At 73.5% G+C, this 20,605-nt stretch carries 8 protein-coding genes; 3 read left to right on the top strand and 5 right to left on the bottom strand.

The features are described from left to right. Positions 1-38: 38 nt before the first annotated feature. The 5 genes from AD017_RS04800 to AD017_RS04820 form a co-directional block, all read right to left on the bottom strand. On the bottom strand, positions 39-1,145 hold the full coding sequence (locus tag AD017_RS04800; protein ID WP_202796347.1) for a TIM barrel protein: 1,107 nt from the start codon (positions 1,143-1,145) through the stop codon (positions 39-41). After that, the gene (locus AD017_RS04805; RefSeq protein ID WP_060573137.1) at positions 1,142-13,309 is read right to left on the bottom strand and encodes a non-ribosomal peptide synthetase; all 12,168 of its coding nucleotides are present in this window, start codon (positions 13,307-13,309) and stop codon (positions 1,142-1,144) included. The genes AD017_RS04800 and AD017_RS04805 overlap by 4 nt, the downstream gene beginning before the upstream one ends. A 2-nt stretch (positions 13,310-13,311) precedes the next feature. Further along, on the bottom strand, positions 13,312-14,943 hold the full coding sequence (locus tag AD017_RS04810; RefSeq protein ID WP_227012659.1) for a (2,3-dihydroxybenzoyl)adenylate synthase: 1,632 nt from the start codon (positions 14,941-14,943) through the stop codon (positions 13,312-13,314). A gap of 8 nt (positions 14,944-14,951) precedes the next feature. Beyond that, positions 14,952-15,365 carry an aspartate 1-decarboxylase gene (panD, locus tag AD017_RS04815; protein WP_010227757.1) on the bottom strand — a complete coding sequence of 138 codons (414 nt, stop codon included), beginning with the start codon at positions 15,363-15,365 and terminating at the stop codon, positions 14,952-14,954. A 73-nt stretch (positions 15,366-15,438) separates the two neighbouring features. Further along, on the bottom strand, positions 15,439-15,669 hold the full coding sequence (locus AD017_RS04820) for an MbtH family protein (protein ID WP_010227755.1): 231 nt from the start codon (positions 15,667-15,669) through the stop codon (positions 15,439-15,441). 259 nt (positions 15,670-15,928) lie between these two features. Here AD017_RS04820 and AD017_RS04825 point away from each other — a divergent pair, with 259 nt between their 5' ends. The 3 genes from AD017_RS04825 (at position 15,929) to AD017_RS04835 (ending at position 20,548) form a co-directional block, all read left to right on the top strand. Continuing rightward, complete coding sequence (locus AD017_RS04825) at positions 15,929-17,677, top strand: ABC transporter ATP-binding protein (RefSeq protein ID WP_145984103.1); 1,749 nt, start codon at positions 15,929-15,931, stop codon at positions 17,675-17,677. Positions 17,678-17,681: 4 nt separating this feature from the next. Next, complete coding sequence (locus tag AD017_RS04830; protein WP_060573141.1) at positions 17,682-19,469, top strand: ABC transporter ATP-binding protein; 1,788 nt, start codon at positions 17,682-17,684, stop codon at positions 19,467-19,469. Positions 19,470-19,660: 191 nt separating this feature from the next. Then, positions 19,661-20,548: a LysR family transcriptional regulator gene (locus AD017_RS04835; protein ID WP_060573143.1), complete on the top strand. Its 888-nt coding sequence runs from the start codon at positions 19,661-19,663 to the stop codon at positions 20,546-20,548. Positions 20,549-20,605: the final 57 nt, after the last annotated feature.

Consider the following 20,605-nt stretch of genomic DNA (forward strand, 5'->3'; position numbering starts at 1 on the left):
CGACCCCCGATCACCGGGTGCGTCGCCGGGCCGCGTGGCTAGGCCCGGACCGGGTCCCCGCTCGCGTCCGGCCCCGGCACGGCCCCGTCCAGCTCGGCGAGCAGCGCGTCGAGGGCCCGCGCACCGCGGGCCGCGACATCGTGCGGGGGCTGCGCCCGGATCTCCGGGTTGAAGATCTCCAGCGACAGCGGGCCGCGGTAGCCCGCCGCCCACAGCGCCCGCAACGGTGTGCGCAGGTCGAACTCGCCGTCGCCGGGCAGGCACCGGTGGTTGCGGCTCCACTGCTTGAGATCCATCGACAGCATCGGCGCGTCGGCCACCTGGGCCAGGCTGATCTTGTCCATCGGGACGCCGTCCAGGGCCCCGGCGTCCTCGCCGCGGCTGATCATGTGGAAGGTGTCGACGGTGACCGTCAGGGCCGGGTGACCGGCGCGGCGGACCACGTCCCAGGCGTCGGCGAAACGGCCGACGTGGGTGCCCCAGGCCAGCGCCTCGTAGGTCACCGACATGCCGCGCTCGGCGGCGGCGTCGGCGAGCGCGGACAGCTGCCGGGCCGACAGGTCGCGGTCCGGGTCGGCGTCGTCGTCGGTGTTGGACACGACCAGGATGGAGCCGGTGCCCAGCCCGGCCATGACGTCGAGCTCGCCACGGAAGCGCGCCAGCACGTCGGTGAACTCGGCCGCGCTGACCCCCTCGGCACGCCGGAACGGCTGGTAGGCGTCGATGGTCAGTCCCAGGTCGGCACAGCGGGCGGCCACCTCGGACGCGGACAGCGACGAGTCGCGCAGGTCCGCGTCGAGCAGCTCGATGCCGCCGAACCCGGCCGCGGCGACGGCGTCCAGCTTGTCGGTGAGCGAACCGCCCAGCGACACCGTCGCGATGCAGGTGCGCAGCGAGGGCGGTTCCGCCGCGCCGGGCTGCAGCTCGCGCACGACCTCGATCCACCGCTCCAGGCGACGGTCCTCGGCCAGCGCGATGAAGCTGATCCCGGGCACCCCCGCCCGGCGCCACCGGTCGACCAGCTCCATCGTGCGCACGGAGTCCATCCCCTGGTCGCGCAGGTCCAGCTGGTGGTCCAGCTCCGCGGGTTGCAGGAACAGCGCCTCCGCGACGTCCGCGGTCACATCGGCGGCGGTGAGACTCATCGTTTCCTCTCCTCGTGCGTGGTCCCCGCGGTGCCGCCCTCGAGCAGCCCGGTCAGGTGGTCGGCCCAGCGCGGCAGGCCGCGGTCCGGGTCGATGATCGAGTGGTGGTCCTCGCCGTCGACGTACTCGGTGCGGGCCCCGGGCAGGTGCGCGCCCCACGCGGCGATCCCGGTGCCCGCGGCGCGGTCGGCCTCGACCGGCGCACCCGCCGCGACGAGCAGCGCCGGGGCGTCGAGCTCGCCGACGGTCCGCTCGGCCATGTGCCGCTCGCAGCGCAGGCCGGCGACCGCGAACGCGGTGAGCGCCTCGGCGGAGAGCTCGGCGCTCACCTCGGGCCCGAGCAGCGCGCGCAGCTCGGCGGAGTTGACGTCGAGGAACTCCCGTTGCCGCTGCTCGTCCTCGGCGACCGGCACCCCCGGGCGAGGCAGGACGTCACCCGGCTCCGGTGCGTGATCCGGCCCCGTCGGGGTGGTGTCGACGATCGTGACCGACCCGATCCGCTCCCCGCGACCGACGAGCTCCCGCCCGACGGCGACCACGATGTGGCCGCCGAACGACCAGCCCAGCAGGTCGTAGGGGCCGTGCGGCTGCACCCGCTGGACGGCGTCGGCGTAGACCGTGGCCAGCTCGGCCATCGAGCCGAACTCGGCGCCGAGCCCGGCGTGCGCCGGGTCCTGCAATCCGACCAGGCCGACACCGTCAGGCAGGTACCTGCCCAGCGCGGAGTAGAGCGAGGCGTGCCCGTAGCGGGCGTGCGCGCAGAACAGATGCCGGCCGGCCGCCGCGGCCCGCAGCGGGACCAGGACAGCGCCGGCCACGGCGCCGGCCACGTCCTCGGAGGTGGACGGCGCGGACCGGTCGTCGGCCACCGCGGCGAGGGTGCCGAGCACCTGCGCGGCGAAGACGTCGGACACCAGCAGCTCCGAGCCGAGTCGCTCGTTGAGCCGGGCGACCAGTCGCATGGCCAGCAGAGAGTTGCCGCCGACGTCGAAGAAGTTCGCCGACACCGACACCTCCCGGGTGCCGAGCAGCTCGGCGACCGCACCGGCGACCACCACCTCGGTCCCGGAGGCCGGTGCCACGTACTCCGCGGCCGCGGACTCGATCACCGGCAGCGCCTTGGTCTCGATCTTGCCGTTCACGGTCAGCGGCAGATCGTCGAGAGCGGCGAGCCCGGCCGGGACCATGTAGTCCGGGAGCAGGGTGCGCGCGCGGGCCCGGACGGCGTCGAGGTCCACGGTGCCGGGCCCGTCCGCCGCGGGGACCAGGTAGCCGTAGAGCTGCAGCGCGCCCCGGGCGTCCGCCCTGGCGATCACCGCAGCCCTGGCGACCTGCGGGTCCCCGGCCAGAGTGTCGGCGACCTCGCTCGGCTCGATCCGGTAACCACGGATCTTCACCTGGTCGTCGGCGCGACCGAGGTAGTCGATCGTCCCGCCGGGTGTCCAGCGGGCCAGGTCCCCGGTGCGGTACATCCGGGTCCCGGGTTCCCAGGGGCAGGCGACGAACCGTTCCGCGGTGCGCCCGGGCTGGGCCCAGTATCCGCGGGCGGTCCCGGCGCCGGCGAGGTACAGCTCCCCCGGTACACCCGGCAGCGCGGGCTGGAGGTTGTCGTCGAGGATGTAGGCCCGCGAGTTGAAGATCGGCCGGCCGACGCTGGAGGTCGCCGTGTCGGCCAGATCCGCGCCGAGCGCGTTGATCGTGTACTCGGTGGGGCCGTACAGGTTGTAGGACTCCACCCCCGGCGCCTCACGCAGCTGCCGCCACAGCGTGTCCGGCACGGCCTCGCCACCCAGCGACACGAACACCACCCCGGGCGCGTCCGCGGCGACCGATCGACCGGCAGGCCGGTCCCGGTCGAGCAGACCCTGGTCCACCAGCACCTGCCCGTAGGACGGCGTGACGTCGAACCCGTCGATCCGGGCGTCGTCGTAGTGCGCCAGCAGCTGCTGTGGCTCGCGCCGCAGCTCCTCGTCGATCACGTGCACCTCGTGCCCGTTGAGCAGCCAGAACAGCTGCTCCCATGACGCGTCGAAGGAGAACGACGTGGTGTGGGCGATCTTCATCCGGCGCCCGCCCTGGTGCGCGACGACCCGGTCGAAGATCTCCTCGACATGGTTGGCGTACATGTTGGTCAGGCCGCGGTAGCCCACCGCGACACCCTTGGGCAGCCCGGTCGAGCCCGAGGTGAAGATGATGTAGGCGAGGTGGTCGGGGTCGATCGGGCCGCCGCGCTCGGCGTCGGTGACCGGGCCCTGGCCGGCGTCGGCGATCTCCGCGCGCAGCACGGGTTCGTCGAGGTCGAGCACCTGCCCGGCGGCGGTGCCGGGCAGGCGTGCCGCATCGCGGCCGGTCACCAGTGTCACGGTGGGCCGGGCGATGTCGCACATCGTCGCGATCCGTTCGTCCGGGTGCTCGGCATCGATCGGCACGTAGGCGGCGCCGACCGCGAAGACCGCGAACATCGCGATCACCATGCGCTCGTCGCGGGGCAGCAGCAGCGCCACCCGGTGCTCGGGCCGCACGCCGCGGGCCAGCAGCACCCGCGCGTACCGGTGCACCTCGGCGGAGAACCCGTCGAAGGTGTAGCTGCGGTCCCCGGCGACCAGCGCGGTCTCCTGCGGTGAGCGGGCCACCTGGGCACGCAGCAGGTCGGCGACCGTCACCTCGGGGACGGCCCGGGTGACACCGGCCGGCGACGGAGCGTCCTCGCCGGGCAGGTAGCCCGGGATCCGCCCCAGTGCGGTGTCCGGACCGGCCGCGAGCGCGCGCAGTACGTGCAGGTAGCGCTCGGTCAGCCGCTCGGCGGCGGCCTCGTCGAGTGCGTCGCGCCGGTAGGACAGTCGGACGTGCACGGTCGCGGCGCCGTCGTGCTCCCACGGGTTCACCGCCACGGTGACCGGGTAGTGGGTGGCGTCGTTCACCGTCCCGCCGGTCACCCGCAGCCCGCCGACCGGCGTCGTCTCCGGCTCGAACGGGTCGAAGGGCAGGTTCTGGACGACGAACAGGGTGTCGAACAGGGCACCCAGCCCGGCCGCGTTCTGGATCCGGGTCAGCTCGACGTCCGGGTGGTCGAGCACCTCGAGCTGCTCGGACCGGACCCGGGCCAGCAGCTGGGTGACGGTCTCGTCCGGGCGGGCGCGGACCCGCATCGGCAGTGTGTTGAACAGCAGCCCGATCATCCGGTCCGAACCGGGCAGCTCCGGTGGCCGCCCGGAGACGGTGTTGCCGAACACGACATCACCGCGGCCGGTGACCCGGCCCAGGGTCACCGCCCACGCGGTCTGCAGCAGCGTGCCCACGGTGACCCCGGCCCTGCGGGCGGCCGCGTACACGGTCGCGGCCTCGGCCGGGCTCAGATCCCGGTGCAGGTCCCCGGTCTCGACCCGGGTCAGACCCAGGTCACCGCCCTCGGGCCAGAGCAGGGTCGGCTCGGTGACCTCCGCGAGGTAGCCCGCCCACGCGCGGTCGCCCGCCGCGGCGCCGCGGGTCTCGAGCCAATCCAGGTAGGACTCGAACGACACGGGCCGGACCCGGTCGAGCAGTCCGGGATCGGCGTAGGCGTCGACGATCTCGCCGAGCAGCGCGTTGATCGACCAGCCGTCCATCAGGATGTGCTCGAAGGTCATCGCGAACGTCCAGGCCCCCGGCCCGTGCTCGAGCAGGGTGAACCGGATCAGCGGCCCGGTCGCGAAGTCGAACGGCTCCTGGCGCTCGGCCTCCAGGAACTCCGCACGCCCGGGGCCGCCCGGCGGGTCGAGCCGGACGACCCGGAACGGGACCTCGGAGCGCTGCGGGATCACCTGGACCTCGGTGTCGCGCAGCGTCACGAACGCGGCCCGCAGGTTCGGGTACCGCTCCAGCACCCGGCGGGTGGTGGACTCCAGGTGCGCCGGGTCGACCTCGCCCTCGATCTCGCGCAGGATCTGCGACACGTAGGCGTTGTGATCGCCGGTCTCGCGGGCCCGCACCATGTGGTAGAGCAGTCCGCTCTGCAGCGACGACAGCGGCAGTAACCTGCTGTCCTCGCCGTGCTCGGCCCGGATCCGCCGCGCATCGGCCCGGGAGACCCGGGCACGGTCGGCCCGGCGCAGCCTCGGCCGCACCCCCGTGAGCGTCCCCCGTGCGGTGTCGTCGGGCCACTCCAGACGCACCGCGACGGTGGACCGGTAGCTCTCCACGAGCTCGCCGGCGAGGCCGGCCAGCAGCGCGGCCGCGTCCGGGCCGGTGGGAGTCCCGGTCAGCTCGCCGGTGCCGTCGTCGCGTACCTCGAGCGCGAGCATCCCGGCCCCGGGGACGACGTGGCGCAGGTACTCGGCGGCCGCCCGCCAGGACGTCGTCTCGTCCGGGGTGAAGCCGGGCAGCGGGATCCTCGCCCCCGGCCCGTCCGGTGCGGCACCGAGGTCCGCGGGGTCGGTGACGGCCCGGACCAGCTCGACCAGGTGCCGCAGCGGTAGCTGCGGGTACCGGGCCCCCAGCACGAGGAACCGGCGCACCCCGGCGAGCAGCCGGGCACCGGTGTCGGCGGTGAACAGCTCGCGGGTGGCGTTGAGCTGCAGGTCCAGCGCGCCGTCCGGACGCCGGACGATCGCGTAGACCAGGTCGAACAGCGCCGGCCGGTCGCCGGTGGCCTCGGCCACCGCCGCAGGGTCCGGGACCAGACGCCCGGCCACGGGGTCGCGGGCGGTGTCGTCCAGGAATGCGGCCATCACCTGGAACAGCGGGCTGACGCCGGGGATCCGCGGCGGTCCGAGGGCCTCCACGACGCTGTCGAACGGCGCCGTCTTGTGCTCGCCCGCGTCGACCACCCGGTCCCGGACACCGGACAGCAGCGTGCCGAAGCCGACCGTCTCGTCGATCTCGGCGCGGACGACGACGGTGTTGACGAAGTACCCGACGGCGTCGTCGAGCTCCGGCTGATCGCGCAGCTCGACCGGGGTGCCGACCGGCACCGTGTTCCCGGCGCCCTCGGTCCACAGACCCAGCGCCAGTGCTGTGATCAGCCCCTGCAGCGGGGTCGCCCGTCGCTCGGCCAGCAGCCGCTCGACGGCCGCCGAGTCGGCGGCCGGCAGCGGGTCGCGGACGGTGCGCACGGTGCGCGAGGTGGTCTCCGACCGGGGCCGGTCGAGCGGCAGCGGGGTCTCGGCCGGCAGGTCGGCGAGCGCCTTCTCCCAGAACGTCAGCTCGCCCCGGAAACGCGAGTCCGGGTCGTCCCGGTCGCCGAGCGTGCTGCGCTGCCAGACCGCGAACTCCGCGGACTGCACGAGCAGCCGCGGCAGCGCGGCCGCGGTGCCGGACAGCTCGGCGTCGTAGAGCACGTCGAGGTCGCGGACCAGCGGCCGGACCGAACCCTCGTCGATGACGATGTGGTGGCCGTGCACGACGAGCAGGTCGTCGCCGCCGGTACGCAGCAGGGTGAACCCGGCACCGCCGTCGGCTGCCAGGTCGCATCGCTGCGCCAGCAGCGCACCGATCCGGGCCGGTACCGCGTCCGCCGCGACGGTCTCGACCGCCAGGACCGGCGCGTCGTCCGGGGGCCGGACGAGCTGGGTCAGCTCGCCGTCCGGTCCGGCGACGAACGCCGTGCGCAGGATCTCGTGCCGCTCGGTGAACCGGGCCACCGCGCGGTGCAGGGCGGCGGGGTCGGCGCCGCCGGGAATCCGCAGGACGATCCCGACCTGGTAGGCCGGTCCCATCCCGAGCTCGTCGAGCAGCCACAGCGCCTGCTGGCCGTAGGACGCCGGGACGGGATCGGGGCGGACCACCTCGGTGATCGGCGACAGCGGCGAGCCGTCGTGCCGGGCCACCCCGGTGACGGCCTCGGCCAGTCCGGCGATCGTCGGGGTACCGAACACGTGCCGCAGCCGCAGGGCGGACGCGAAGGTGGTGTTGATGCGGGTGAGCAGCCGGGCTGCGAGCAGTGAGTCCCCGCCGAGACGGAAGAAGTCCGCATCGACCGCGAGAGCCGCACGCGGACCGGCGCCTCCGTCGAGCCGCAGGACCTCTCGGAAGTGCTCGGCCAGCGCCCGCTCGGTCGCGGTCTCCGGGCTGCGCCCACCGGCCCCCGCCCCCTCGGTGAGGTCCGGCGCGGGCAGCGCCCTGCGGTCGATCTTGCCGTTCGGGGTGAGGGGGAACTCCGCCAGCGTCGTCACCGCCGCGGGCACCATGTACTCCGGCAGCCTCGACGCCACGAACTCGCGCAGCTCCACGGCGAGGCCGGGACCGGGACCGGGACCGGGACCACCGGCGGTGACCCAGGCGAGCAGCTGCGGCCCGCCGGTGGGTCGTTCCGCCGCGAGGACGACGGCGCCGGTCACCGCCGGGTGCTCCCGCAGCACACCGCGGACCTGTTCCGGCTCGACCCGGTGTCCGCGGATCGTGACCTGGTCGTCGGCACGGCCGAGGAACTCCAGCTCGCCGCCGGCAGTCCAACGGGCCAGGTCCCCGGTGCGGTAGAGCCGGGAGCCGGGGTGGCCGAACGGGTCTGCCACGAACCGCTCGGCGGTGAGCCCCGGCAGCGCGAGGTAACCGTCGGCGAGCTGCCCGCCGCCGACGTAGAGCTCCCCGGCGACACCGGCGGGCACCGGTCGCAGCCACCGGTCCAGCACACGTGCGGAGCTCCCGGGCTGCGGGCGGCCGATCGCCACCCGCCGGTCCGGATCCCCGGTGTCGATGCGGGCGGCGGTGGCGTCCCCGGTGACCTCGGTGGACCCGTAGAAGTTGTGCAGGACCGCGTGCGGGGCGGCACGGCGCATGGCGTCCCGGCCGGCCGCCGTCAGCGGCTCCCCGGACGACACCCAGTGCCGCAACGAGCCGAACCCCGGTCCGCTGCCGGTGCGGGAGTCGGCGAGGGTGTCGGCGAGGCCGGGCACGGTCAGCAGATGGGTGATGTGGTGCTCGCGTATCAGCTCGGCCAGTGCGCCCGCGTCGCGCGCCGTCCCGTCGCCGACCACCACGACGGCGGCCCCCGCGGTCAGTGGCCCGAACAGCTCGGTCACCGCGTCGACGAAGCCGGCGCCGCTCTTGGCCAGGCACACGGCGGTGCCGTCGAGTTCCAGCAGCGCATTGCCCCAGCGGAGTCGGTCGGCGACCGCGCCGTGCGGGAGCCCGACGCCCTTGGCCTCCCCGGTCGTGCCCGACGTGAAGATCACCTGGGCGGTGTCGCGCGGGGTTACCGGCCGGGCCGGGCCCGACCACCGGTCCGCCTCGGCGGCGGGCTCGTCGACCAGCAGCAGCCGATCCGCGGGAAGGTCGTGCGCGGCGGCCGTGGCCCGGTCGGTGACCACCAGGGCCGGAGTGGCCGTGGTGAGGATCCGGGCGACGTGCGCCGCCGGATGGGCCGGGTCGACGGGCACGTAGGCCGCGCCGGCGCGCAGCAGCCCGGCGAGCACGGCGACCTGGTCGGCGCTGCGCGGCAGGAGGACGGCGACCCGGTCCCCCACCGTGACACCCCGCGCCGCGACCCGGGCGGCGATCGCGTCGATGCGGGCGTCCAGGTCGGCGAAGGTCCACCGGATCCCCACGGTCGCATCGAGCACCGCCGGAGCGTCCGGGGTGGACCGGACCTGCTCGCGCAGCAGCCCGTCCACCGTGGCGGCCGGCGCGTCGACATCCGGGCCCAGCGACCAGGTCTCCACCTCGGACGACGACGCCGCCGGCAGCACGTCCAGCCGCGCCACCGCCCGCCCCGGGTCCGTCGCGACGACCTCCAGCACCCGGGTGAACACCGCGACGAACCGCTCCACCGTCGCCCGGTCGAACAGATCGGTCGCCGCCGAGACGAAGCCCTCGACCCCGTCCGCGCCGTCGATCAGGTAGATGTCGAGATCGGTCTTGACCGCACCGATGTCCGCGGAGTCCGGGTGGACGCCGACGCCGGGTAGCGCGAGCGGGTACGGCTCGCCGGTGAGCTGCTGATGGGTGAGCATCACCTGGTAGACGGGATTGCGGCCGGTGTCCCGGGCGGCGCCGGCCGCGGCGACGATCTTCTCGAACGGGGCCTCCTGGTGGGCGAACCCGTCGAGCACCGTCTCGCGGGCCCGGGCCAGCACGTCGGCGACGGTGTCGGCGGCACCGATCCGGTGCCGGACCGGCACGATGTTGGCGAAGTAGCCGACGGCGTCGGCGACGCCGTCGGCGGTGCGGCCGCCGACCGGGGACCCGACGACGACATCGTCCCCGCCACCGAGTGCGGACACCGCGAGCGCCACGGCGGCCTGCGCGAGCATGAAGGGGGTCAGTCCCCGCGCGCGGGCGGTCTCGTGCAGGCCCGTGACGAGCGACGGCTCCAGGGCGAACGGCACGTCCTGTCCGCGGTGCGTCGGCGCTGCCGGTCGGGCCCGGTCCGGGCTGATCGTCGACTCGTCCGGCGCGCCGTCCAGCGCGTCGCGCCAGTACCGCAGGTGCCCGGCCAGAACCGAGCCCTCGTCGTCGGGATCGCCGAGTGCGGCGAGCTCGGCGAGGGTGTGGTCGGCGTACTGCACCGGCAGCGGCGCCCACCCGGGCTCCGCACCGGCGACCCGCGCCCGGTAGGCCGCCGAGAGGTCCGCCAGCAACGACGGTAACGACCACTCGTCCACCGCGTGGTGATGCACCGCCAGCACCAGCCGCCACTCCGGGTCCGCACCGGCACCGGTCCGCAGCACCACCGCCCGCACCGGGAGATCCGCGCCCAGGTCGAACCGGGCCCGCACCACCGCGGCCACCCGGTCCTCGACGACCGCCCGGGACGCCCCCACGTGATCCTCGACAGCGACCCTCACCCGGTCCGCCGTCTCGGCCGGATCCACGATCACCTGCAGCAGCTGGTCGTCGTGTTCCTGCAGCAGGGTGCGCAGCGGTTCGTGCCGGGTCACGACGTCGCGCAGCGCGGATTCCAGCGCGTCCTCGTCGAGCGCACCGGTCAGCCGCACGACGGTCGGAACGACGTAGCGCCCGCCGGGTCCGCCGAGCTGCTCGACGAGCCAGAGGGCCCGCTGCCCCGCCGACGCCGGGATCCGGTCCGGGCGCGGTGCGGGCACCGGCGCAGCCGGAGCCGTGGCGGGCAGCTCGCCGAGCAGGTCCGCGAGCCCGGCCACGGTGGGCCGGTCGAACACATCACGCAGGCTGATCCGGACACCGGCCGCGGCACCCACTCGCGCCACCACACGTGTCGCGAGCAGCGAGTGCCCGCCGAGGGCGAAGAAGTCGTCGTCGACGCCCAGCTCAGTGTCGACGGGCAACCCGAGCACCTCGCGGAACGCGGCGGCGAGCGCGAGCTCGGTGCGGGTGCTGGGCGCGCGGCCGGTGGCCGCGGTCAGGCCGGTGGGCTCGGGCAGGGCCCTGCGGTCGATCTTCCCGTTCGGGGTGACCGGGAACGCCTCGAGCACCTCGATCGCGGCGGGGACCATGTGGCCCGGCAGCAGCGCGGCGAGGTGCTCCCGCAGCTCGTCGGGGTCCCCGGCGGCGCCGTCCGCCGTGCCCACCGTCGTCACGTAGCCGACCAGCCGGGTCCCGGCCACCGGGTGCTCGTGGGCGACCACGATCGCCCGGGTCACCGACGGGTGGCGCTCCAGCGCGCTCACGACCTCACCGGGCTCGACCCGGTGCCCGCGGATCTTGATCTGATCGTCGGCCCGGCCGAGGTAGTGCAGCACGCCGAACCGGTCGTGCGAGACCAGGTCGCCGGTTCGGTAGAGGCGCTCCCCCACCGCTGACCCGGGGTCGGCGACGAACCGCTCCGCTGTCAGCCCCGGCCGGCCGGCGTAGCCCTCGGCGAGCTGCGTCCCACCGAGATAGAGCTCGCCGGGCACTCCCGGGCCGACCTCGCGCAGCCACGAGTCGAGCACCCGGGCGCGGGTGTTGGCCATCGGGATCCCGATCGGCACCACCGCGCCGGCCGGTACCGCGGTGGGATCGACCTCGTGATGGGTGATCTCGCCGGTCTCGGTGGGCCCGTACACGTTGAGGACGGTGCCGCCGGTGATCGTGCTCAGCGCTGCGGACAGGGTGGTCGGGAAGGCCTCGCCCGCGACCATCGTCGTGGTCACCGACGGCAGCGCTGCGCTGCCGGCCCGGACGAACTCCTCGCCCATCGAGGGCACGAAGTTGATCCGGTTCACGCCGTGGCGGCGGACCGCGTCGTGCAGGTACTCGGGGTCACCGTGCCGCTCGTCGGCGGCGACGACGAGCGTCCCGCCCTCGGTGAGCGGGGCGAACACCTCCGGCGCGGACACGTCGAACGACACCGGGGTCTTCATCAGCACGATCTCGCCGTCCGCGAGCGGGTAGCGGGCCCGGCCCCAGGCCAGCCGGCTGACCAGCGCCCGGTGCGGGACCACGACACCCTTGGGGCGCCCGGTCGTGCCGGAGGTGAAGATGACATAGACGGGGTCGTCCGCAGTCGGGGCCCGGGACAGCTCCGGCGGTGTGGCGCGACCGCGGTGCAACGCGGCGGCGACCGTGGCGTCGTCGAGCAGCAGGACGTCCGGGCCCACACGGTCCGCACCGTCGGAGTCGGTGATCGTCAGTCGCGGCCCGCCGTCGGTGACGATCGCCGCGATCCGTCCGGCGGGCAGCGCCGGGTCGACGGGTAGGTAGCCGGCACCGGCGCGCAGCACGGCGGCGAGCGCCACGACCAGGTCGGGGCACCGCGGCAGCAGGACCCCCACCCGGTCCCCGGCCCGCACCCCGCGCTCGACGAGCAGCGCGGCCAGCGCATTCACCCGGGCGTCGAGATCGGCGAAGGTCCAGCGCGTCCCGTCGGTGTCCCCGACGACGGCGACCCGGTCGGCCGACCGGGCGGCCTCGGCCCGCACGAGGTCGTCGACGGTGGTCGCGGGCAGCGCGAGCTCGGTGCCCTCGATGCTCGCGGTACCGGTCGCCGGCGCGACGGGTGCGTCGACGGCCAGGGCCCGGTCGAGCTCGGCCAGGCTGACGTCGGTGCCGAGCTCGAGCGCGGTGTCCAGGAACGCGGCGAACCGCCCGGCCCAGGACTCCAGAGGCTGCCCGGCGTAGGACGGCTCGCGGCCGCGCAGGTCGAGCCGGAAACCGTGCACCGGGTCGTTGTAGACCGACAGGTCGAGCCGCCCGACCGGGCCCGGGTTGACGGTCTGCTCGATCCCCGGCGTACCCGCGAAGTCGACCTCGTAGTCGAGGACCTTGACGTTGGCGACCGGCAGCGCGAAGTAGTCGGCCTCGCCGCCGGGCCACAGCCGGGCCAGCTGCGAGTCCTCGATCCCCTGATACTTCTCGACGCCCCGGATCTGCGCCGAGGTCGCCCGGAGAACGTCGGTCAGCGGCATCGCGGGCGTGATGCCGACGACGACGGGGAAGATCCGCGACGCCATCGACGGGGTGCGCAGCAGCGCCGGACCGCCGCGCAGCATGAACGGCATCCGGACCGCGATCCGGTCGGAGTGTCGGCTGCGGGCGGTGAACAGCCCCCACAGCGCGACCATCGTGTCCGGCCAGGACAGCCGGGCGGTACGGGCGTAGGCCACCAGCCGGTCCCGGACATCCGCGGCCAGGGGGACCGTCGCGGTGTGCGGCTGGAACGAGAACGCGTCGGCGAGATCTCCCGCGTCGCCGCGTGGGTCGACGTCGACGTCGAGCAGTGTGCGCCAGTGGATCTCGCCGTCCGTGTCCGGGACGCCGCCGTCGCCGACCGCGTCGGCGAGGCGACCGAACCACGGTTCCGGCGCAGTGCCCTGGGTATGCGACGCGGTGTAGTGCTCGGCCACCCGCCGGACGAACAGCGCTACCCCGTAGGCGTCGAGCACCAGGTGGTGATGGGTGAACGCCCACGCCCAGCCGCCCGCGGCGCGCCGCACCAGCATCGACGACGGCGCGTACAGCGCCTCCCCGGTCGCGCCCGACCGGTAGTCCACCCGGACGCGTTCGATGATCGCGGCATCGTCGAGTGGTTCGGCGCGCACCTCGGTGGGCACCGACACCGTGTCGTCGACCCACTGCATCGGGACACCGCCGGACTCCTCGAACCGGACGCGCAGCGCCTCGGTCTCAGCGACGGTGGCGTCGATCGCGGCGACGAATCGGTCGGGGTCGACCGGTGCGGACAACCAGATGATCTGGCCGACGCGGTAGACGGTCGAGTCCGCGAACAGCTGCTGCGCGGACCAGACCCCGCGCTGCGCCACGGACAACGGCAGGCGCACCGGAGGCGTCACCTTCACTCCTTCTTCGCTCGCTGAGCCCGCTTGCTGACCTTGCCGGCCACCGTGCTCGGGAACGTCTCGACGACCTCGACGAGGTCGGGGAGCTTGTAGGCCGCCAGCCCGCGCTCCCGCAGGAACGACCGGGTCCCGGCGACGGTGAGCACCGACCGGTCGATCCCCTGGCGCGGCACGAGGTAGGCCTTCGTGCGCTCGCCCAGCGCGTCGTCCGGGACCCCGACGACGGAGGCGTCGTGCACCGCCGGGTGGGCGAGGAGGTGGTTCTCGACCTCCTCGGGCGCGACCTTCTCGCCACCCCGGTTGATCTGGTCCTTCGCCCGACCCACCACCGTGAGGTAGCCGCGGTCGTCCTGCTCGACGAGATCGCCGACGCGGTAGAAGCCGTCCGCCGTGAAGACCTGCGCGTCGTGGGCGGGAGTGCGGTAGTAGCCGCGCACGGTGGCCGGGCCGCGGGTCAGCAGGTGCCCGGGGCTGCCCGGGGGCACCGGCCGGTCCTCGTCGTCCACGACCAGGATCTCGTCGGCCTCGGAGGTCGGCCTGCCCTGCCGGGTGGTGATCGTCTCCTCGTCGGCGTCGAGATCGGTGAACGTGTGCAACCCCTCGGCCATGCCGTAGCTCTGTTGCAGCGTCGCACCCAGCTCCGCCCGGATGCGCCGGGCCGCCTCGGCGCCGAACTTCGCGCCGCCGACCCGGACGACCTGCAGGCTGGACAGGTCCGTCTCCGGCCGCAGCGACGAGTTCAGCCACAACAGGGCCAGCGGCGGGACCAGCGCGGTCTCGGTCACCCCGTGCCGGGCGACCAGCGCGAACGCCGTGTCCGGGCTCGGGTCGGAAGCCACGACGACGGTGGCGCCGACGTGCAGGGCCCCCAGGAACCCCGGGGAGCGCATCGCGAAGCTGTGCGGCATCGGCAGCACGACCAGCTGGACCGACGACGCGGTGGTCCCGCCCACGCGCACCGCCTGCCGCATCGACCCGAGATACCCCTCGTGGGTGTGCGGGATGAGCTTCGATGTCCCGGTCGTACCACCGGAGAGCTGCAGGAACGCGACGTCTCCCGGTAGGCAGCGACGCTCGCGGGGCAGCGGGTCGTGAGCCAGCAGCGTCTCGAGGGCCGCGCCCCCACCGGACCGGTCCAGGACGACGGTGTGTTCCACGGTCGGCGAGGACTCCGCGATCTGCGCCGCCAGCGCGCCCAGGTCGACGCCGTCGTGCCGGTCCACGGTCACATAGGCACGCGCCTCGGCCAGGTCGGCGAAGTGCGCGATCTCGCTGCGCTCGTGCGCGGCGAGCGCCAGCACCGGGATCGCGCCGAGCTCGAACAACCCGAACACCAGCGGAACGAACTCCCCGACGTTGGGCAACTGGACGACGACGCGGTCGCCGCGCCCGATCCCCAGGTCGCGGAATCCGGCGGCCAGCCGCAGCACCCGCTCGCCGAGCTCGGCGTAGCTCAACCGCGTGTCCCCGGCGATGATCGCGACGTCGTCGGGCACCCGGTCGACGGTCTCGAACAACATCTCGGAGAACGTCTGGTCGATCCAGTAGCCGTCCCGCCGGTAGCGGGCGGCGATCTCCTCGGGGTATCCGACGACGCCGTCGAGGACGAGCGGCTCGGGCCCGGGCACCGCGGGGTTCACGAGACCCGGGAATCGAACTGGTCGGTCGCCCCGGGCACCGGTTCACCCGGGTCCTCGCCGAGCTTGACGATGCGGTTCTCGGCGTCGACGTGGACGACGCGCGGGTCGTGCCCGGCGAGTTCGGCGTCCTCGGCGAGCAGGTACGAGATGATGATGACGAGGTCGCCGGGGTGGACCAGGTGGGCGGCGGCACCGTTGATACAGATGACGCCCGAATCGGGCTCGCCCAGGATCACGTACGTCTCGAGCCGCGCGCCGTTGGTGATGTCGACGACCTGCACCTTCTCGCCCTCGACCAGTCCGGCGGCGGCGGCCAGCGTGGAGTCGAGCGTCAGCGAACCGACGTAGTGCAGGTCGGCCTGGGTCACGGTCGCGCGGTGGATCTTTCCACCGAGGACGGTGCGAAGCATCGGGTTCCTCCCGGGATCGGCGATCAGTGCGACGTTGCGGACGTGTCCCGCGGACCGGTCGCGGCGGGCCCGGTCACGGACTCGCGGTGTCGGCGCGGTCCCGCAACGATCGCGGGCGCAGGTCGGTCCAGGTCCGTTCGATCCAGTCGAGAACCTCCTGGCGCGGTCTGCCCGCGGGTTCGCCGTGGGCGACGGTCCACCCGCTCGGCACCACCTGGAACGTCGGCCACAGCGAGTACTGACCCTCGCGATTGACCAGTGCGTAGAAGCTTCCGTCGGCGTCGTCGAACGGGTTCGTGGCCATCGCATCCGTCTTCGTCGGGGTTGCGTCCCGCCGGTCGTGGCACGGTCGACGCGGTGGTCGATGCCGGTGCGGGATCCGGGAACGGACAGTAGATCTTGACTCTTAGTTTAGGCTAGCTTTACTCGTGTGGGTAGAGTCACCGCTTTGTCCGCTTCGTCGACACTGTCCGCTTTGGTTAGCCTGCCCTTTTCCCTGGACGGCTGCCAGACGCCCACACCGACCATCGCGATGGATGACATGACGACTTCCCAGGCAGCTCGTGCGCGGTGACCGCCTCGCCGACCCGGCGGACCTCGGCCGCGGCCGGCTCACCCGCCGGTTTCCGGTGTTCCTGCAGGTCCCGCCGGACCCACTCGCGGTGGATCCGTTCACCGTCGACGGGCGGATCAGCGCGCGGCGGTTCACCGCCCGGGTCGCCACCTCGTCGCCGAGGCTGACGGTCCCGGCTGCGGGGCTCGCCGTCGTCCAGCACACCTGCACCGCGCTGGTACCGGTGATCATGGGGCTGGCGATCGACCGGGCGCTGCAGAGCGGCGACTTCGTCCAGCTGACCGGATGGCTGCTACTTCTCGGGGCGAACTTCGTGTTCCTGGCCGTGGGCACACGGTTCAGCGCGCAGCTCGCCGCACGAGCGGTCCAGATGGTCGAGCACCGGCTGCGCAGCACCCTGTCCGGCACGGTCCTCCACCCGCCCGACGGACGAGTACGACAGGCCGACGGATCGCTCCTGTCCACCACGACCAACGACGTCACCCGCCTCGCGACAGCGGTGAACCTGGGTGTCTACCCGGTCGGCGAGCTGGCCGGGATCGCGTTCATCGCGGTGGCACTGCTGATGATCCACTGGCCTATCGGGACCGTGGTGCTGCTGGGCGCACCGGTCGTGGTCTGGCTGATGGGCGCACTGAGCGGACCGTTCGCACGGACTGCGCGGCACGCCCAGGCACTTCTCGCCGACGCTGTCGGCCGGGCCACCGACCTCGTCACCGGCTACCGGGTCATCAAGGGCATCCGAGCCGAGGACGAGGCGACCCGCCGCTACCGCCGGGAGAGCCGGACCGCCCTCGACGGCGCGTACCGCAACACCGACGCCCTCGGCCGCTACCTCGCCGGGAGCAACACGATCGGCGGCGTGTTCGTCGCCGCAGTCGCCGGGCTGGCGGGCTGGTTCGCGGTCACCGGGGCGATCACCATCGACGAGCTCATCGCGGTCGCGGGGCTCACCCAGGCACTCCTGCCGCCGCTCAACATGCTGACCGCCAACGCGGGCGCCGTGTGGGCGGCAGCGGTGGGCTCCGGCGCACGGGTGCTGGACCTGCTGCTCAGCGCCCCGGGAACCGGCGACCACTCGGTGCGGACACCTGCCCCGGCACCCGCACACCTGCCGACCCTGGAGATCAGCATCGACGGGCACGCCCCGGTCCGCCTCGCCCCGGGGGACCTGCTCGGGCTGCACACCGACGAGCGGACCGCCACCGGGATCGTCCAGGCGCTGACCTCTCCCCGCGACGGTGACGGCGCCACGACGGTCCTGGTCGACGGCGACCCGGCAGGGCGACTGGATCCGGCGGGCTACCGGGAGGTGGTCCTCGTCGCGCCACACGAGGCGAGCCTGTTCAGCGGGACCGTCGCCGACAACCTGGACCTGCCCGGCGTCCCGGCGGAGCGCCGGACCGGGGCACTGTGGGCCGCCGCCTGCGAGGACTTCACCCTCGGCGCCGACCACGGCCTCAGCACCGAGGTCGGCGAGAACGGCAACCGGCTCTCCGGCGGTCAGCGCCAGCGCCTGGCCCTGGCCAGGGCCTACACCCGCGACCCCGCCGTGCTGGTCCTGCACGAACCGGCGACTGCGGTCGACTCGGTGACCGGCACTGCGATCGCCCAGCGGCTGCGCGCAGCGCGCGCGGGCCGGTCGACCCTGGTGATCACCACCTCGCCGGTACTGCTCGAGGGCTGCGACCGGGTCGTCGAGCTGGGCCGCCGGTCGTCCACGCCAGGGCTCCGGTGACCCGGTGACGACCACAGCGGACCGCGCGACGGCGGACCCGGCGGCGGTCGGGGGCCTGCCCGTCGCCACCGGCAGCGAGACATGGCGTGAGCTCGTGCGGGCGAGCCGCGGGCACCGGCTCCGGCTCCTCGCCGTCGTGCTGTGCGGGCTCGGCAGCGCCGCGCTCGAGCTCGCCATGCCGGTGGTACTCGGCCGCCTCATCAACTCCGTCGCCGCCGGGACCGCCGACGCGACCACTGTCGGGTGGAGCATCGCCGCGATGGTGGGTGCGACCACGACCGGTGCGGCAGGAGCCGCTGTCACCGCCGTGCTGGCGGGTCGGTTGTACCAGACGATGCTGGCCGAGCTCCGCGAACGGCTGGTGGCCAACGCGATGCGGTTGCCACAGAGCGTCGTGGAACGGTCCGGGACCGGTGACCTGATCGCCCGCGCGAGCGACGACGTCGCGCAGATCGCCGGGTCCGCGCAACGGGTGATCCCCGCGCTCACCTCGGCGGCGTTCACCATCGTGGTCGCGCTGGCCGGCCTGACCGCGCTGGACTGGAGGTACGGGCTCGCACTGACACTGACACTGCCGGTGTACCTGGTCGCTCTGCGCTGGTACCTCGCCACCGCGCCGAGGATCTACGCGGCACAGCGAGCCGCGGCGGGTGCACGCGCCCAGCAGATTCTGGAGTCGCTGCACGGATTCCAGACCGTGCAGGCCTACGGACTCGGCCCGCACCGCCACGACCGGGTGATCGAGGCATCGTGGACGATGCTGCGCCACACCATGCGTGCCCGCACCGTGCAGAACATGTTCGTCGGACGGCTGAACCTGGCCGAGTACCTGGGCCTGTCCGCAATCCTGATCACCGGCTGCCTGCTGATCGGAGCCGGGACCTCGACCGTCGGCACCGCGACCACAGCGATGCTGTTCTTCCTGCGACTGTTCGCTCCGATCACCCTGCTGCTGATGGTGATCGATGTCCTGCAGGCGGCCATCGCCGCGCTGAACCGGATCGTCGGCGTGATCACGGTGCCCGCGCACGACGGACCGGCCGGACCGGCCGGGCCGCCGACCGCGACGTCGGCGGACACCGCGGTGGCCAGGCTGCACGGCGTCAGCTTCGGCTACCCCGGTGGACCACGGGTGCTGCACGGGATCGACCTCACCGTGGGGCCCGGTGAACGGGTCGCGCTGGTCGGCGCGTCCGGCGCAGGGAAGACCACGGTCGCGAGCCTGCTCGCCGGGATCCACCGACCCGACCACGGCACCGTCACCCGACCTGATCACACGATCCTGATCACCCAGGACGCCCACGTCTTCGCCGGCACCCTGCGGGAGAACCTGGCCCTGGCAGCACCGGACGCAGACGACGCCCGGATCGTCGCCGCACTGGACACGACCGGCGCGGCGGCATTGCTCGGTCTGCTGCCCGACGGTCTGGACACGACCCTGGGAGCGGCCGGGCACACGCTGACCTCGGCGCAGTCCCAGCAGGTCGCGCTGACGAGGGCGCTGCTCGCCGACCCCGAACTGGCGATCTTCGACGAGGCGACCGCGGAGGCCGGGTCGAGCAAGGCCGAGCTGCTCGACCGCTGCTCGGAGGCTGCGCTGCGAGGACGGGCAGGACTGGTGATCGCGCACCGGCTCTCACAGGCCGCGACCTGCGACCGGATCGTCGTCATGGACGGCGGGCGAGTCGTACAGGTCGGCACCCACGCCGAACTGACCACAGTGGATGGACTGTACGCGCAGCTGTGGCACTCCTGGAGCGGCGGCGATCCGGTGATCGCAGACGAGCGGTGAGCCCGCCACCGGCCACCGGGTCGCCTCGCCCGGACCCGACCCCCTCGCCGGGCGAACGGACCCGATGTGCGGATCGCAGCAACCACTCTGCGGCGACACCATCGACTCACCGGCCGACGGCGCTCGGAGTCTCCGGACAGGCCTCCGGCGACCGGTTCACCGCGACGATCACACCGTGGAGACGTTGACGGATGGAACTCAGACAGCTGAGGCACTTCGTCGAAGCGGCACGGTTGTCGCACTTCACCAGAGCCGCCGAACGACTGAACGTCGCACAGCCTGCGCTGTCCCAACAGGTCAGCGCGCTCGAGCGCGAACTCGGAGTGGACCTCTTCGAACGTCACGGAAGACGCGTCGTGCTCGCGGCCGCCGGTGAGCGTCTCCTCGCCCGCGCCGAGGTCATCCTCGCCGAGGTCGAACGCGCACGGATCGCGGTCCAGGACGAACCGGACGCCCCGAGTGGCACCACCGTCGTCGGCGCTCTGAACTCGCACGTGACCACGCTGCTCACCCGCGAGCTACCCCGGTTCCACCACCGTTTTCCCCAGGTGGATGTCGCCATCCACGAGGCGACGCCGGTAGAGATGCTGCGCAGTCTGCGCGAGGGCACCATCGACCTCGCCCTCAGCGACGATCGACTCGGCGACGGCTCGACCGCGCTGGAACGGCGACCACTCTTCGTCGAGGAGCTCGTCGTCGCCGTACCCACCGGGCATCGGCTGACCCGCCACGATCGGCTCGACCCGAAGGACCTCGTCGGCGAACGGTTCGTCAGCTATCCCCGTGGGTCGGTCGTCCGCGAGGTCCTCGTCTCACTCCTGCGAGCCGAAGAGCACGAGGCTCACATCCTCCATGAGTGCAGCACCCCCGAGAAGCTCGTGGCGAGCAATCTCGGCGTGGCACTCGTTCCACGCATGACAGCCGAAGCAGCAGTCGGGAATGTCGTCGTCAGAAGGCTGCGCCGGCCGCCTTCCCGAACGATCGGCTTGTTCACGGTCCGTGGGCGTCACCTCTCCGACGCCGCCGGCGCCTTCGTGAATCACGACTGGACACAGGGTCGGGCCGAGAACGGCGCCTGAAGGTGGACCCGGTCGCGCCACACCGGCGGCACCATGTGCACTGCGGGTCAGAGTCGA

It is taken from the genome of Pseudonocardia sp. EC080619-01, from assembly GCF_001420995.1.
In the GTDB taxonomy this organism is placed as follows: Bacteria; Actinomycetota; Actinomycetes; order Mycobacteriales; family Pseudonocardiaceae; genus Pseudonocardia.